Raw genomic sequence first — 13,484 nt, 5'->3', positions numbered from 1 at the left:
CCTCAGCGGCTGCGCACAAGCTGCCAGGCCCGCCCCAGGTACGTCACCGAGGCAAAGCCGCTCCACACGTGCACGAGCCGCGTGAACGGGAAGATCGCGAACAGCGAGATGCCCATGAACAGGTGCGCTTTGAAGACCAGCGGCGCATCGGCGACGTAGCTGGCGGCATCGGCGCGCAGTGTGACGATGTGCTGGGCCCAGGTCATCAGCTGCAGCATCATGTGGCCGTCCATGTGGCTGGCCGACGCGAAGATGGTCGACAGCCCCAGCAGCAGCGTCACCAGCAGCCACAGCAGCAGCACCTTGTCGCCGGTGCGGGTCACGGCGGAAACCCGCGCGTTGGTCAGCCGGCGATGCAGCAGGATCAGCAGCCCGGCCAGGCACATCGTGCCCATCACGCCGCCGGCCACCATCGCCACGCCCTGCTTGAAGCCGTGGGAGACGCCCAGCGCGTCCCACACCGCCACCGGCGTCAGCAGCCCGACCATGTGGCCGAAGAACAGGCCCAGGATGCCCACGTGGAACAGGATGTTGCCCATGCGCAGGTTGCCGCGATAGAGCACCTGCGAGCTGTCGGACTTCCAGGTGTACTGCTCGCGCTCGAAGCGCGCCAGGCTGCCGAACAGGAAGATGGCCGCCGCGATGTACGGGTAGATGCCGAACAGGAACTGGTGGACCAGGTTCATGGTGAGGGTCCTCGGATGTCAGGGGTTGATCGGGGTCGGCGTGGCGCGGTCGCGCGGGTAGAAGCGCACGGGCTCCACCTCCGGCTTGCGCGCCAGCAGCGGTTCCACGCCGTCGGCGCCGGGGCCGAAGGTTTCCAGCGCCTCGTCCATGTCGCGCACCGGTGGGTCTTCCTGGGGCTGCGGCTGGGTGTCGGTCAGCGTGCGCAGCACGTGGAACACCGCCGCGTACGGGCTTTCGTTGCGCGCCAGGCGGTCGCCGATGGCGGCCAGCACGTGGATCGCGTCGCCCAGCAGCTGCTCGGCGCGTTCGTCCTTGCCGTCCATGACCAGCGCGCCCAGGTATTCCAGGAACAGCGGCACGTAGTCGGGCAGTTCGGCCGATGTCATGTCGAAGCCGTCGCGCCGGTATTCCTCCAGCAGGTCCACCATCGCCTGGCCGCGGTCGCGGCTCTCGCCGTGCACGTGCTCGAACAGGTGCAGCGAATGCGCCGGGTTGCGGTCGAAGGTGGCCACGTAGTTTTCCTGCAGGCGGATCAGCGGCTCGTGGCGCAGCACGTCCAGCAGCGGCGCCAGCATGCCGCGGGCCTGCGGCCACTCGGCCAGGGCCCAGTCGATGTCCCCCAGGCCGTCCAGCAGTGGCTGCTCGGGGTAGCTCAGCACGGCGCTCAATACGCGATGAATCGTCATGGTCGTTCTCCGGTGGGCCTCAGGTGGCCAGCGCCTTGCGGCGCGAGCGGGGCAGGTCGGCGTAGGCCACGGCGGGCTGCGGCTTCTTCTTGCCGAACAGCGTGCCGTCCGACGTGCCGCCCGAGCAGCCGTTGCCGAAGCTGAAGCCGCAACTGCCTTTCTCGTCGAAGCTGTCCTCGGTCAGTTCCTTGTGCGATGCCGGCACCACGAAGCGGTCCTCGTAGTTGGCGATGGCCATGGTCTGGTACATGTCCTCGACCTGCGCGGGCGTCAGGCCCACCTGTTCGAGCACGGCCAGGTCCTGCACGCCGTCTACCGACTGGCTGCGCTTGAACGCCCGCATCGCCAGCATCTTCTCCAGCGCGCCCAGCACCGGCATCACGTCGCCGGCGGTCAGCAGGTTGGCCAGGTACTTCACCGGGATGCGCAGGCTGGCCACGTCCGGGATCACGCCGTTCATGCCCATGAAGCCGGCCTCGGCGGCCGACTGGATCGGCGACAGCGGCGGGATGTACCAGACCATCGGCAGCGTCCGGTATTCGGGGTGCAGCGGGAAGGCAACCTTCCATTCCACGGCCATCCGGTAGACCGGCGACTTGCGCGCGGCGTCCAGCCAGTTCTGGGGGATGCCCTGGCGCAGCGCCTCGGCCTGGATGGCCGGGTCGTGCGGGTCCAGGAACACGTCGAGCTGCGACTGGTAGAGGTCGCGCTCGTCGGCCACGGCCGCGGCCTGCTCGATGCGGTCGGCGTCGTACAGCATCACGCCCAGGTAGCGGATGCGGCCGACGCAGGTTTCCGAGCAGACGGTGGGCTGGCCGGCCTCGATGCGCGGATAGCAGAACACGCATTTCTCGGCCTTGCCGCTCTGCCAGTTGAAGTAGATCTTCTTGTACGGGCAGCCGGAGATGCACATGCGCCATCCGCGGCACTTGTCCTGGTCCACCAGCACGATGCCGTCTTCCTCGCGCTTGTAGACCGACCCGGACGGGCACGACGCCACGCAGGTCGGGTTCAGGCAGTGCTCGCACAGCCGGGGCAGGTACATCATGAAGGTGTTCTCGAACGTCGAGTACATGTCCTTCTGGATGTTGTCGAACAGCTTGTCGCGGCTGCGCGCGTCAAACTCGCCGCCCAGGTCGTCTTCCCAGTTCGGGCCCCAGTGGATCTTGTCCATCTTCTTGCCCGTGATGGCCGACACCGGCCGCGCGGTGGGCGGCGTTTGCACCAGCGGGGCCTTCTGCAGGTGCTCGTAGTCGTAGGTGAACGGCTCGTAGTACTCGTCGATCTGGGGCAGGTTCGGGTTGGCGAACATGTTGGACAGGATCTTGCCCTTGCCACCCTGGCGCGGGGTCAGGCTGCCGTCGGCCTGGCGCTTCCAGCCGCCGTTCCACTTGTCCTGGTTCTCCCATTCCTTCGGAAAGCCCACACCCGGCTTGGTTTCGACGTTGTTGAACCAGGCGTACTCCACGCCCTCGCGGCTGGTCCAGACGTTCTTGCAGGTCACGGAGCAGGTATGGCAGCCAATGCACTTGTCGAGGTTCAGCACCATGGCCACTTGCGCGCGGATCTTCATTGCCATGCTCCTTCAGTCTTGTCTGCCTGGGTTTGGGGGGCGGGTTCCGCCGGGCGCGGCCCTTCGAGCCAGTCCACCTTGTTCATCTTGCGGAGGATCACAAATTCGTCACGATTGCTACCAACCGTGCCGTAGTAGTTGAAGCCGTAGGCCAGCTGGGCGTAGCCGCCGATCATGTGGGTGGGCTTGGTCACGGCCCGCGTGACCGAGTTGTGGATGCCGCCGCGCATGCCGCTGGTCTCGGCACCGGGCACGTTCACGATCTTTTCCTGCGCGTGATACATCAGGCACATGCCCTGCGGCACGCGCTGCGACACCACCACGCGGGCGGTCAGCGTGCCGTTCACGTTGAAGACTTCCACCCAGTCGTTGTCACGGATGCCGTTGGCCTTGGCCTCGACTTCCGAGATCCAGACGTGCGGGCCGCCGCGCGACAGCGTCAGCATGCGCAGGTTGTCCGAGTACGTGGAGTGGATGCCCCATTTCTGGTGCGGCGTGATCCAGTTCAGAACCAGCTCCGGGTTGCCGTTGGGCTTGCGGCCCAGCATCGGGCTTACCGTCTTGGTGTCGATGGCCGGCTTGTAGACGCACGCGCCCTCGCCAAAGTCGAGCATCCAGCGGTGGTCCTGGTAGAACTGCTGGCGGCCGGTCAGCGTGCGCCAGGGAATCAGCTCGTGGACGTTGGTGTAGCCGGCGTTGTAGCTGACTTCCTCGGATTCCAGCCCCGACCACGTCGGTGCCGAGATGATCTTGCGCGGCTGCGCCTGCACGTCGCGGAAGCGGATCTTGTCGTGCTCGCGGCCCGTGGCCAGGTGGGTGTGGTCGCGGCCGGTGATCCTGGACAGCGCGTCCCACGCCTTGACGGCCACGTGGCCGTTGGTCTCGGGCGCGAAGGTCAGGATCATCTCGGCGGCGTCGATGGCCGTCTCCAGCCGCGGCCGGCCCTGGCTCACGCCGGGCTCGGTCACGGTCTTGCTCAGCTGGCCAATCTCGTGCACCTCGTGTTTGGTGTCCCAGTTGATGCCCTTGCCACCGTTGCCCAGCTTGTCCAGCAGCGGGCCGATCGACGTGAACTTGCGATAGATGTCGGCGTAGTTGCGCTCCACCACGGTCATCGACGGCGCCGTCTTGCCCGGGATCAGGTCGCACTCGCCGTGCTTCCAGTCCTTCGGCTCGAACGGCTGGCCCAGTTCGCCCGGCGTGTCGTGCAGCAGCGGGGTGCAGACCAGGTCCTCGCGGGTGCCCAGGTACGGGCCCGCCAGTTCGGTGAACTTGCTGGCGATGGCCTTGTAGATTTCCCAGTCGGTCTTGCTTTCCCACAGCGGCTGCACGGCCTCGGACAGCGGGTGGATGAACGGGTGCATGTCCGACGTGTTCAGGTCGTCCTTCTCGTACCAGGTGGCCGTCGGCAGCACGATGTCGCCGTACAGGCACGTGGTGCTCATGCGGAAGTCCAGCACGGTCAGCAGGTCCAGCTTGCCTTCGGCGGCCGGGCGGACGGTCACCTCGCTGGGCTTGATCGCGTCGTTCTCGTCGCCGAACACGGCGTTCTGCGTGCCGAGCAGGTACTTCAGGAAGTATTCGTGCCCCTTGCCCGAGCTGCCGAGGATGTTCGAGCGCCACACAAACATGTTGCGCGGGAAGTTGGCCGGGTTGTCGGGGTCGTCGCAGGCAAACTGCAGCGCGCCGGACTTGAGCTGCTCGACGGTGTGGGCCACCGGGTCCTTGCCGGCGGCGCGGGCGTCGGCCACCACATCCAGCGGGTTGCGGCCGAGCTGCGGGGCCGACGGCAGCCAGCCCATCCGCTCGGACTTGGCGTTCAGGTCCAGCAGCGACAGGTTGTCGTAGCGCCGGCGGTCGGCCGTGGGCGCCAGGATCTCGTCGACGCCCAGCTTTTCATGGCGCCACTGGCTCGTATGGTTGTAGAAGAACGACGTGCCGTTCATCTGGCGCGGCGGGCGCGACCAGTCGGTGCCGAACGCCAGCGGCGCCCAGCCGAACTGCGGCCGCAGCTTTTCCTGGCCGACGTAGTGCGCCCAGCCGCCCCCGCTCTTGCCCACGCAGCCGCACATCATCAGCAGGTTGATGATGCCGCGGTAGATCATGTCGTTGTGGTACCAGTGGTTCAGCGCCGCGCCCACGATCACCATGCTCTTGCCTTCGGTGCGGTCGGCGTTGTCGGCAAACTCGCGCGCCACCTGGATCACCAGCTTGCGCGGCACGGACGTGTGCTTTTCCTGCCAGGCCGGGGTGTACGGCACGTCGTCGTCGAACGATGCGGCCACGTTGGGGCCGCCCAGCCCCTGGTCCACGCCGTAGTTGGCCATCTGCAGGTCGTAGACCGTGGCCACGCGGGCCACCGATCCGTCGGCCAGCGTCACGCGGCGCACCGGCACGCGGCGGGCCAGCAGGGCGTCGTGCTCGCCGCCGAAGTAGGGGAAGCCTACCTCGGCCACCTCGTCCTCATGGCCGATCAGCGACAGCCGCGGATCGATTGCCCGCCCGCTGCCGCCGTCCTTCATTTCCAGGTTCCAGCGGCCCACCCGGGCGCCGTCGTCGTGCGCGGCCTCGCCCCAGCGGAAGCCGATCGAGCCGTTCGGGGCCACGATCTCGCCGCTGGCATCGTCGATCAGCAGCGTCTTCCATTCGGGATGGTTGGACTGGTCCAGGCTGCCGTCCAGGTGCGACGCGCGCAGGAAGTGGTCGGGCACCAGCGTGCCGTCCTGCTCGCGCAGCAGCACCAGCATCGGCATGTCGGTGTACTGCTTGATGTATTGGCGGAAATACGACGACTTGCCGGTCGCGTGGAATTCCTTCAGCACCACGTGGCCCATCGCCATGGCCAGCGCGGCGTCGGTGCCTTGCTTCGGCGCCAGCCAGATGTCGCCGAACTTGACCATTTCGCCGAAATCCGACGACACCGCCACGGTCTTGGTGCCCTTGTAGCGCACTTCGGTATAGAAGTGGGCGTCCGGGGTGCGCGTCTGCGGCACGTTGGAGCCCCAGACCATCAGGTAGGTGCTGTTGTACCAGTCGGCCGATTCCGGCACGTCGGTCTGCTCGCCCCAGATCTGCGGGCTGGCCGGCGGCAGGTCGCAGTACCAGTCGTAGAACGACAGGCACGCGCCGCCGATCAGGCTCAGGTAGCGCGCGCCGGCGGCGTACGACACCATCGACATGGCCGGAATTGGCGAAAATCCGATCACGCGGTCCGGCCCGAAGCGCTTGACCGTGAATGCGTTGGCCGCTGCGATCATCTCGGTGGCGGTGTTCCAGTCGGCGCGCACAAAGCCGCCCTGGCCGCGCACGCTCTTGTAGTAGCGGGCCTTCTCGGGGTCCTGGCTGATCGATTCCCAGGCGGCGATCGGGTCCATGGTCTTGCGGGCCTCGCGCCACATCTCCATCAAACGGCCGCGGATCAGCGGGTACTTCACGCGCTGGGCCGAATAGACGTACCAGCTGTACGACGCCCCGCGCGGGCAGCCGCGCGGCTCATGGTTGGGCAGGTCGGGCCGGGTGCGCGGGTAGTCGGTCTGCTGCGTCTCCCAGGTAATCAGCCCGTTCTTGACGTAGACCTTCCACGAGCACGATCCGGTGCAGTTCACGCCGTGCGTGGAGCGCACGACCTTGTCGTGCTGCCAGCGGCTGCGGTAGCCGTTTTCCCAGGTGCGGTCCTCGCTGACCACCGCACCATGCCCGTCCGCGTACGTGGACTTCACGCGCGACAGGAACTTCAATCGATCCAGAAAATGAGACATTTCTTATGTTCTCCGCTTGGGCTTTTGTGAGGGGCCGCCAGTGTCAGCAGGGCATGGGGGCGTTGCGGCGTGCGTAGTACCACCAGGTCACCAGCACGCAGCTCAGGTAGAAGGCGATGAAGCAGTAGAGCGCCGCGTCGGCCGAGCCGGTCATCTCCAGCGAGGTACCGAAGCTCTTGGGGATGAAGAAGCCGCCGTAGGCACCGATCGCGCCCGAGAAGCCGAGCACGGCCGCCGATTCCTTGCCGGCGTCCTGCAGCGCCTGCTTCTGCGCGGCGTCGCCCTTGCCGGCGGCGGCGCGCTGGCGCTCGGTCAGGAAGATCACGGGGATCATCCGGAACGTCGAGCCATTGCCGATGCCCGTCAGCGCGAACAGGACGATGAACGCCGCCAGGAACGCCTGGAAGCTGCCGCCCTGGCCGTCCTGGGGCAGGGCCGCCAGCACGGCGCAGACCGCACCGATCATGCCGATGAACGTCCACAGCGTGACGCGGGCGCCGCCCAGCTTGTCCGAGATCCAGCCGCCCACCGGCCGCGTCAGCGCGCCCACCAGCGGTCCCAGGAACGCGTAGGCCGTGGGGTTGATGCCCGGGAACTGCGACTTGGTCAGCAGCGCCAGCCCGGCCGAGAAGCCGATGAACGAGCCGAACGTGCCGATATAGAGCCAGCACATCAGCCAGTTGTGCTTGCGCTGGAAGATCACGGCCTGCTCGGCGAACGACGCGCGGGCATCGGCGATGTCATTCATGCCGAACCACGCCGCCAGCGCCGACACCACGATGAACGGCACCCAGATGAAGCCCGCGTTCTGCAGCCACAGGTTCTGCGCCGCGCCGTTGGCCTGGTAGGTCTGCGGCTCGCCGCCCAGCGCGCCGAACACGGCCACTGACACCACCAGCGGCGTGACGAACTGCACCACCGACACGCCCAGGTTGCCGATGCCGGCGTTCAGGCCCGTCGCCAGCCCTTTCTTGGCCTTCGGGAAGAAGAAGCTGATGTTGGCCATCGACGAGCTGAAGTTGGCGCCGCCCAGCCCGCACAGCAGCGCTAGCACCAGCAGCGTCGGGTAGCTGGTGGACGGGTCGCGCAGCGCCACGCCCATGCCCAGCGCCGGGATCAGCAGCAGCGCCGTGGAGATGGCCGTGAAGCGCCGGCCGCCGAACACCGGCACCAGGAACGAGTAGAAGATGCGCAGCGTGGCGCCGGACAGCGCGGGCAGGGCGGTCAGCCAGAACAGCTGGTTCTTGGTGAACTGGAAGCCGGCGCGGTCCAGGTTCACGGCCACCACGCTCCAGAGCATCCAGATCACGAACGCCAGCATCAGCGCGGGTATCGAGATCCAGAGGTTGCGGTAGGCAATGCGCTCGCCTTGCGCGCGCCAGAACGCCGCGTTCTCGGGCTCCCAGCGGGTCAGTACGGTACTGGTCATGATGTGTCGGGGGGTGAGGGGGTTGCCGGCCAGGCCGGGTCAGGCCGTCCGCGCCGCGTCGGGTAGCGGGGCGGATTCGGGCCGGGATTGCCCGCGCTGTTGCTCGGCGCGGTGGCTGTAGTGCATCCAGACCAGGCTCACGCAGACCGTGCCGTACATCAGCATGAAGCAGCTGCTGCGGATGCCGGTGAGGTCGGCCAGCGCGCCGAACATGATCGGCAGGACAAAGCCGCCCAGGCCGCCGGCCAGGCCCACCACGCCGGAGACGGCGCCGATGTTGTGCGTGAAATCGTTGGAGATGAACTTGAAGACCGACGCCTTGCCGATGGCGAACGCGATGCCCACCACGAACATCAGCACGGTGAACAGCGTCGGCGTCAGCGCGATGTGAAAGCTCTGCGGCCCGGTCACGGTGTGGATCACGAAGTCGGTCTTGGGGTAGCTCAGCAGGAAGAACGCCACCCAGCTGATCCACATCACCCACCACGTGGTGCGATGGGCGCCGTAGCGGTCCGAGATCCAGCCGCCGATGGCCCGCAGCACGCCGCCCGGCAGCGAGAAGCACGCCGCCAGGAACGCCGCCGTCTTGATGTCGAAGCCGTACTCGCCGATGTAGTACTTGGTCATCCACAGCGCCAGCGCCACGTAGCCGCCGAACACCACCGAGTAGTACTGCGAGTAGCGCCAGACGCGCGGGTCGCGCATCACGGCCAGCTGGGCGCGGAAGCTGGTGGCCGACGTGACGCGGTGCGACGGGTCGCTGCGCGAGAACAGCCAGAACAGGACGGCCGTGACCAGCATCGCCACCGAGTACACCTTGGGCACGATCTCCCAGGTGCCGGCGGCCAGGATCAGCACCGGCGCCACGAACTTGGTCAGCGCCGCGCCCGAGTTGCCGGCGCCGAAGATGCCCATCGCCAGTCCCTGGCGGCTGCGCGGGAACCAGCGCGCCACGTACGGCGTGCCCACCGAGAACGATCCGCCGGCCAGCCCCACGAACAGGCCCAGCACCAGCAGTTGCCAGAACGTGTGGACATAGGAAATCAGCCAGATCGGGATGACCGTGAGCAGCATCAGCACGAAGAACACCACGCGGCCGCCGTAGCGGTCGGTCCAGATGCCCAGCGGCACGCGGATCAGGGACCCGCTCAGCACCGGCGTGGCGGCCAGCAGGCCGAACTCGGTGTCGTTCAGGCCCAGTTCGTTCTTGAGCGGGATGCCGAGCACGGCGAACATCATCCAGACCGCAAAGCAGATGGTGAACGCGAATGTGCTGGACCAGAGCGTGGTCCACGCGCCGGCAGGCACCGGCGCGGGCGCGGAGCGGGACAGCTGGGAAGTAGTCATGACCGCCTTCGATGTCGTAGGGAAAACGATGGGACCAAGGGTAGGCGCGCTGTGGCGTACTGACCATTCGCCGGCCGACGGGCGGCGGCTGCCCCGCCTAGGTGGATCGGCATAGTTCGATCGGCGTAGTCCGGGGGGTAGCCGGGGCGATGGCCGGGCGGGCTGGCGGGGCGGCGCGCCCGGCGTGGCAAGGGCTGCCGGGCGGCGGGCAACCGTGCCAGAATCGCGGGGTCCGGGCCTGAGCCGCCCGCCGCTTCCCATGAAATTTCAATGAACGACGATGCGTCCTGGCCGCGACTGGCCGCCGCGCTGGGCCTGCCGCCGACGGTGGCGCTCGATGGCATGCGCTGGACCGGCGACGACCTGCCGGGCGTTGCCATGGAATCGGCCGGGCCGCTGCCGGCCGCGCTGGCAGCCGCGTCGGCCCGCCGGCGCAGCCAGTACCTGGCCGGCCGCCACTGCGCGCGCCGCGCCTTGCGGCAGGCCGGCGCCGCCGATCAGCCGGTGGGGCGGGGCGACGACGGTCTGCCCGTCGTGCCGCCCGGCTGGCACCTGAGCATCAGCCATGCGGAAGGGGTGGCGCTGGCGCTGGCGGCCCGCACGCGCGACGTCGCCATGCTTGGCGTCGACATCGAACGCTGGCTGACCGATGCCACCGCCGCCGAGGTGGGGCCGATGGTGGCGTCATCCGCCGACGTGGCGACGCTGCGCGCGGCCACCGGCCTGGACGCCGCGCAGGCGGTCACGCTGCTGTTCTCGGCCAAGGAATCGCTCTACAAGGCGCTGTACCCCACCGTGCGCCAGTTTGTCGACTTCGATGGCGCGTGCCTGGCCTCGGCCGCCCCCGGCACGCTGACGCTGCGCCTGGCGCGCGACTGGCACCCGGCGTGGCCGGCCGGTGCTTGCACCGCCGTCGGCTGGGCCGGTCAGGCGGACGGCGTGGTCACTGCGGTCTGGCAGCGCGCGCCGTTGCCCCCGCATGGCGCGATGGCTTACGGCGCGGCCGACCGCAGGTAACGGGCCACGCAGGCAAGCTTCTCGCAGGTTTCCTCCCATTCCCGGTTCGGCGTGGAATCGCGCACGATGCCGGCGCCGGCCTGCATCCAGCAGGCGTCGTCCTGCCGGAACACCGAGCGCAGCACCAGTGCGGCGTCCAGCCGGCCATCGGCGTCGGCGGTCAGCACGCAGCCGCTGTACAGCCCACGCGGCGCCGGTTCATGGCGCATGATGCTGGCCACGGCGGCGCGCTTGGGAATCCCCGAAGCCGTGACCGCCGGAAACAGCGCCGCGAACGCGGCCCACGGCGACTTGCCGGCGGCAAGCTGTCCGTGCAGCCGCGACGCCAGATGCTGCACGCTGCCGCGCGCGCGCACGACCATGAATTCGTCGATGCGCAGCGCGGTCTCGTCGCAAGCCGTGCGCAGTTCGTCCAGTGCCAGCGCCACCGACACCGCGTGCTCGGCAATCTCCTTCGGATCGGTCAGCAACGCCTGGCGCAGCCGCGCATCGGTCACCGGCTCGCCGGTCAGCGCGCGCGTGCCGGCCAGCGGCTGCGTGCTGACGCGGCCGTCGGGATCGACCTCCACCACCGTTTCCGGACTGAATCCATAGGCCTCGCACGCCGGGTCGCGCCACAGGAAGGACCGCGCGGGCGTGTTGGCCAGCCGGCCCGCCAGGTAGCTGAGCGGAAAGTCGGTGGCGGCCGGCACGGGCACCCGGCGTGACAGGATGACCTTCTCATACCGCCCGGCGCGGATTTCCGCCAGTACGCTGGCCACGGCGGCACGGTAGGTGTTGCCGTCGGCGGCGTCGGCGGGCACCAGCAACGGGGCGCCCTCCGCCATCGGGCCGGCAGCCGCGATTCGGTCAAGGTCCCGCAGCCACGCCTGCAGCCGTGGCAGGTCGGCCGGATCGAGGCAGCGCAGCTGCGCACGTCCCTGCAGCAGGCGGATTTCGCGCGCGGGCACGAACAGCCACGCCAGCGGCCGGCGGGCGGCCTGCGGCATGCCTTGCAGCACGCGAGCGAGCGCGAAATCCACCCGGCCATACGCCCGCCAGTCCGCCAGCGGCAGGGCCCCCAGCGCGGCGGCGATGCCCGCGCAGGTGTCCGGGCCCGGTACGGGGCGTCCATCGTGGCCCGTCACGGCGCCATCGCCGGCAACCGTCACCGTCATCGCCGCGCCCATCCCGATGCTCCATTCGCCGTTGCGCTCGTAGATGGCCAGCGTGTCGTCCGGGGCGTCGCGCGCCATGCGTGCGGCCAGGTGCAGGGGGGCGGCGTGCAGGGGCAACTCGCAGGTGTGATAGCGCAGCGGTTCGCCATCGTCGCCATCTTCGCCATCTTCGCCACCGTCGCCACCGTCGCCACCGTCGCCATCGGTGCAGTCGGCGTCCAGCACCGACTGCACCAGCCGCCGCTTGTCGATCTTGCCCGCTGCCGTGAGCGGCCAATGGTCGGTCCAGAGCACCTGGTCGGGCAGTTGATGCGCTGGCAGACCCGCCGCCAGCAGCGTGGCGCGTAGCGCCTTGGCGTCCGGGCAGGCGCTGCCGGGGGCGCCCGGTTCGCCCTGGAGCCAGGCCGTGATGCGCTCGCCCAGCACCGCGTCCGGCACGGCCGCCACGGCCGCATCGCGCACGCCGGGGCAGGCGCATAGCGCGGCTTCCACCACGGCCGCCGAAACCTTCTTGCCAGCGCGCTGGATCTGCTCCTTGACGCGGCCCGTCACGACCACGTTGCCGTCGGCGCGCCTGCGGACCAGGTCGCCGGTGCGGAAGAAGCCGTCCGGCGTGAAGGCCCGCGCGCTGTCGGCCGAGGCGCGGTAGTACGCGCGGATCGTATAGGGGCCGCGCACCAGCAGTTCGCCCGGCGCACCGTCGGGCACGGGCTGACCCTCGGCATCGACGACGCGCAGTTCGTCATCGGACGATAGCGGCCGGCCCTGGCAGGCGAACACGATCTCGTCGGCGTCGTCGGGACGCGTGTAGCACAGCAGGCCCTCGGCCATCCCGTACACCTGCTGCAGCGGACAGCCCAGCCGGTCCGGCAGCGTGCGCGCCAGCGCGGGATCGAGCCGGGCGCCGCCCACCTGCAGCCGCCGCAGCGACGACAGGTCGCTGTCCTCCCAGTCCCGCGCCTCGGCCCAGAGCCGCGCCAGCGGCGGCACCAGTGCCAGGTCCGTGACCCGCTCGCGGGCGATCAGCGGCATGGCTTCATCGCAGCCGGCCTGCTGGGTCATGACCACGGTGCCGCCCACGGCGAACGTGCCGAGCACGCCGGGACAGCCGAGCACGAAGTTGTGGGCGGCCGGCAGCACGGCCAGGTACACCGTGCTTTCGTCGAATCCGCACAGCCGCGCCGAGGCGTCGAAGTTGTAGACGTAATCGCCATGCGTGCGCGGAATCAGCTTCGGCGCGCCCGTGGTGCCGCCAGACAGCAGCAGCAACGCGATATCGCCGGGCTGTGCCGCTGGCGGGGGCAGCGTGTCGGCATCGGCCGGTGGCAGCGCCAGCGCATCGAGCGTCGGCACCTCGCCCGCGTCGGTGGCCGGCCCGATCCCGTCGGCCACGATGCGGCATGGCCCAGGGTGGCGGGCCGCGATGGCCTGTGCCTGGATGACGCCTGCCGGCCCGTGTGCCAGCCATCCCACCGGGCAGGCGGCGCGGAAGACCGCATCGAGGTCGCCGCTGCGCTGCCCGGGGAGCGTCATCACCGGCAATGCGCCAATACGGATCAGCGCCAGCAGGCCGGTCACGAACCCGGCCGTGTTGGGTAGCTGCACGATCACGTGGTCGCCGCGCCGCCATCCCAGGCGATGGAACCCGGCGGCAAGCGCCTGTACGCGCTGTTGCAGGTCGATGTAGGTCAGGCGCGTGGCGCCGGCCACCAGTGCCGTGCGTGCGCCATGGCGAGTGGCCCAGGCGTCCGGCAGCACGTCCATGCGTCCGGCAAGGTGCGAATCGCCCGGCGGGGCGAAGGGAACATCCGAAGGTTTTGTCATGGCTCG

The 13,484-nt window shown here is 69.0% G+C and carries 8 protein-coding genes; 1 reads left to right on the top strand and 7 read right to left on the bottom strand.

Features of this window, described 5'->3' with window-relative positions; genetic code table 11:
• Positions 1 to 2: 2 nt before the first annotated feature.
• Genes narI through EPAKOI_RS09560 form a run of 6 tightly spaced genes read right to left on the bottom strand, consistent with a single transcriptional unit; the run spans position 3 to position 9,480 of the window.
• Positions 3 to 686: a respiratory nitrate reductase subunit gamma gene (gene narI, locus EPAKOI_RS09585; RefSeq protein ID WP_313840031.1), complete on the bottom strand. Its 684-nt coding sequence runs from the start codon at positions 684 to 686 to the stop codon at positions 3 to 5.
• Positions 687 to 704: 18 nt separating this feature from the next.
• Positions 705 to 1,373: a nitrate reductase molybdenum cofactor assembly chaperone gene (gene narJ / locus EPAKOI_RS09580; RefSeq protein ID WP_124683994.1), complete on the bottom strand. Its 669-nt coding sequence runs from the start codon at positions 1,371 to 1,373 to the stop codon at positions 705 to 707.
• Between the two features lie 19 nt (positions 1,374 to 1,392).
• A complete protein-coding gene (narH, locus tag EPAKOI_RS09575; RefSeq protein WP_313840036.1) occupies positions 1,393 to 2,946 on the bottom strand; it encodes a nitrate reductase subunit beta in 1,554 nt (517 codons plus the stop codon).
• Positions 2,943 to 6,704 (bottom strand): nitrate reductase subunit alpha, encoded by a 3,762-nt coding sequence (locus tag EPAKOI_RS09570; protein WP_423192095.1) that lies wholly within the window; start codon positions 6,702 to 6,704, stop codon positions 2,943 to 2,945. The genes narH and EPAKOI_RS09570 overlap by 4 nt, the downstream gene beginning before the upstream one ends.
• 43 nt (positions 6,705 to 6,747) lie before the next feature.
• Positions 6,748 to 8,133 (bottom strand): NarK family nitrate/nitrite MFS transporter, encoded by a 1,386-nt coding sequence (locus EPAKOI_RS09565; protein WP_124683997.1) that lies wholly within the window; start codon positions 8,131 to 8,133, stop codon positions 6,748 to 6,750.
• Between the two features lie 39 nt (positions 8,134 to 8,172).
• Entirely contained in the window at positions 8,173 to 9,480 is a 1,308-nt protein-coding gene (locus tag EPAKOI_RS09560) for an MFS transporter (protein WP_124683998.1), read from the bottom strand.
• Positions 9,481 to 9,750: 270 nt separating this feature from the next.
• Here EPAKOI_RS09560 and EPAKOI_RS09555 point away from each other — a divergent pair, with 270 nt between their 5' ends.
• Positions 9,751 to 10,497, top strand: a complete 747-nt coding sequence (locus EPAKOI_RS09555) for a 4'-phosphopantetheinyl transferase family protein (protein ID WP_423192094.1) — start codon at positions 9,751 to 9,753, stop codon at positions 10,495 to 10,497.
• On the opposite strand, the gene EPAKOI_RS09550 is transcribed toward EPAKOI_RS09555, so the two are convergent.
• A complete protein-coding gene (locus EPAKOI_RS09550) occupies positions 10,473 to 13,478 on the bottom strand; it encodes a salicylate synthase (RefSeq protein ID WP_423192093.1) in 3,006 nt (1,001 codons plus the stop codon). The two genes, EPAKOI_RS09555 and EPAKOI_RS09550, sit on opposite strands and share 25 nt — an antisense overlap.
• Positions 13,479 to 13,484 lie beyond the last annotated feature (6 nt).

Source organism: Cupriavidus sp. H18C2 (assembly GCF_049393795.1).
Taxonomy (GTDB): Bacteria; Pseudomonadota; Gammaproteobacteria; order Burkholderiales; family Burkholderiaceae; genus Cupriavidus; species Cupriavidus pauculus_C.
Note: the sequence above shows the minus strand (reverse complement) of the source record. Positions and strands in the feature narration are given on the sequence as shown.

What these genes read in the sequence shown, in the direction of transcription:
- narI (WP_313840031.1), bottom strand. Translation starts at nt 686, where the DNA reads ATGAACCTGGTCCACCAGTTCCTGTTCGGCATCTACCCGTACATCGCG.
- narJ (WP_124683994.1), bottom strand. Translation starts at nt 1,373, where the DNA reads ATGACGATTCATCGCGTATTGAGCGCCGTGCTGAGCTACCCCGAGCAG.
- narH (WP_313840036.1), bottom strand. Translation starts at nt 2,946, where the DNA reads ATGAAGATCCGCGCGCAAGTGGCCATGGTGCTGAACCTCGACAAGTGC.
- EPAKOI_RS09570 (WP_423192095.1), bottom strand. Translation starts at nt 6,704, where the DNA reads ATGTCTCATTTTCTGGATCGATTGAAGTTCCTGTCGCGCGTGAAGTCC.
- EPAKOI_RS09565 (WP_124683997.1), bottom strand. Translation starts at nt 8,133, where the DNA reads ATGACCAGTACCGTACTGACCCGCTGGGAGCCCGAGAACGCGGCGTTC.
- EPAKOI_RS09560 (WP_124683998.1), bottom strand. Translation starts at nt 9,480, where the DNA reads ATGACTACTTCCCAGCTGTCCCGCTCCGCGCCCGCGCCGGTGCCTGCC.
- EPAKOI_RS09555 (WP_423192094.1), top strand. Translation starts at nt 9,751, where the DNA reads ATGAACGACGATGCGTCCTGGCCGCGACTGGCCGCCGCGCTGGGCCTG.
- EPAKOI_RS09550 (WP_423192093.1), bottom strand. Translation starts at nt 13,478, where the DNA reads ATGACAAAACCTTCGGATGTTCCCTTCGCCCCGCCGGGCGATTCGCAC.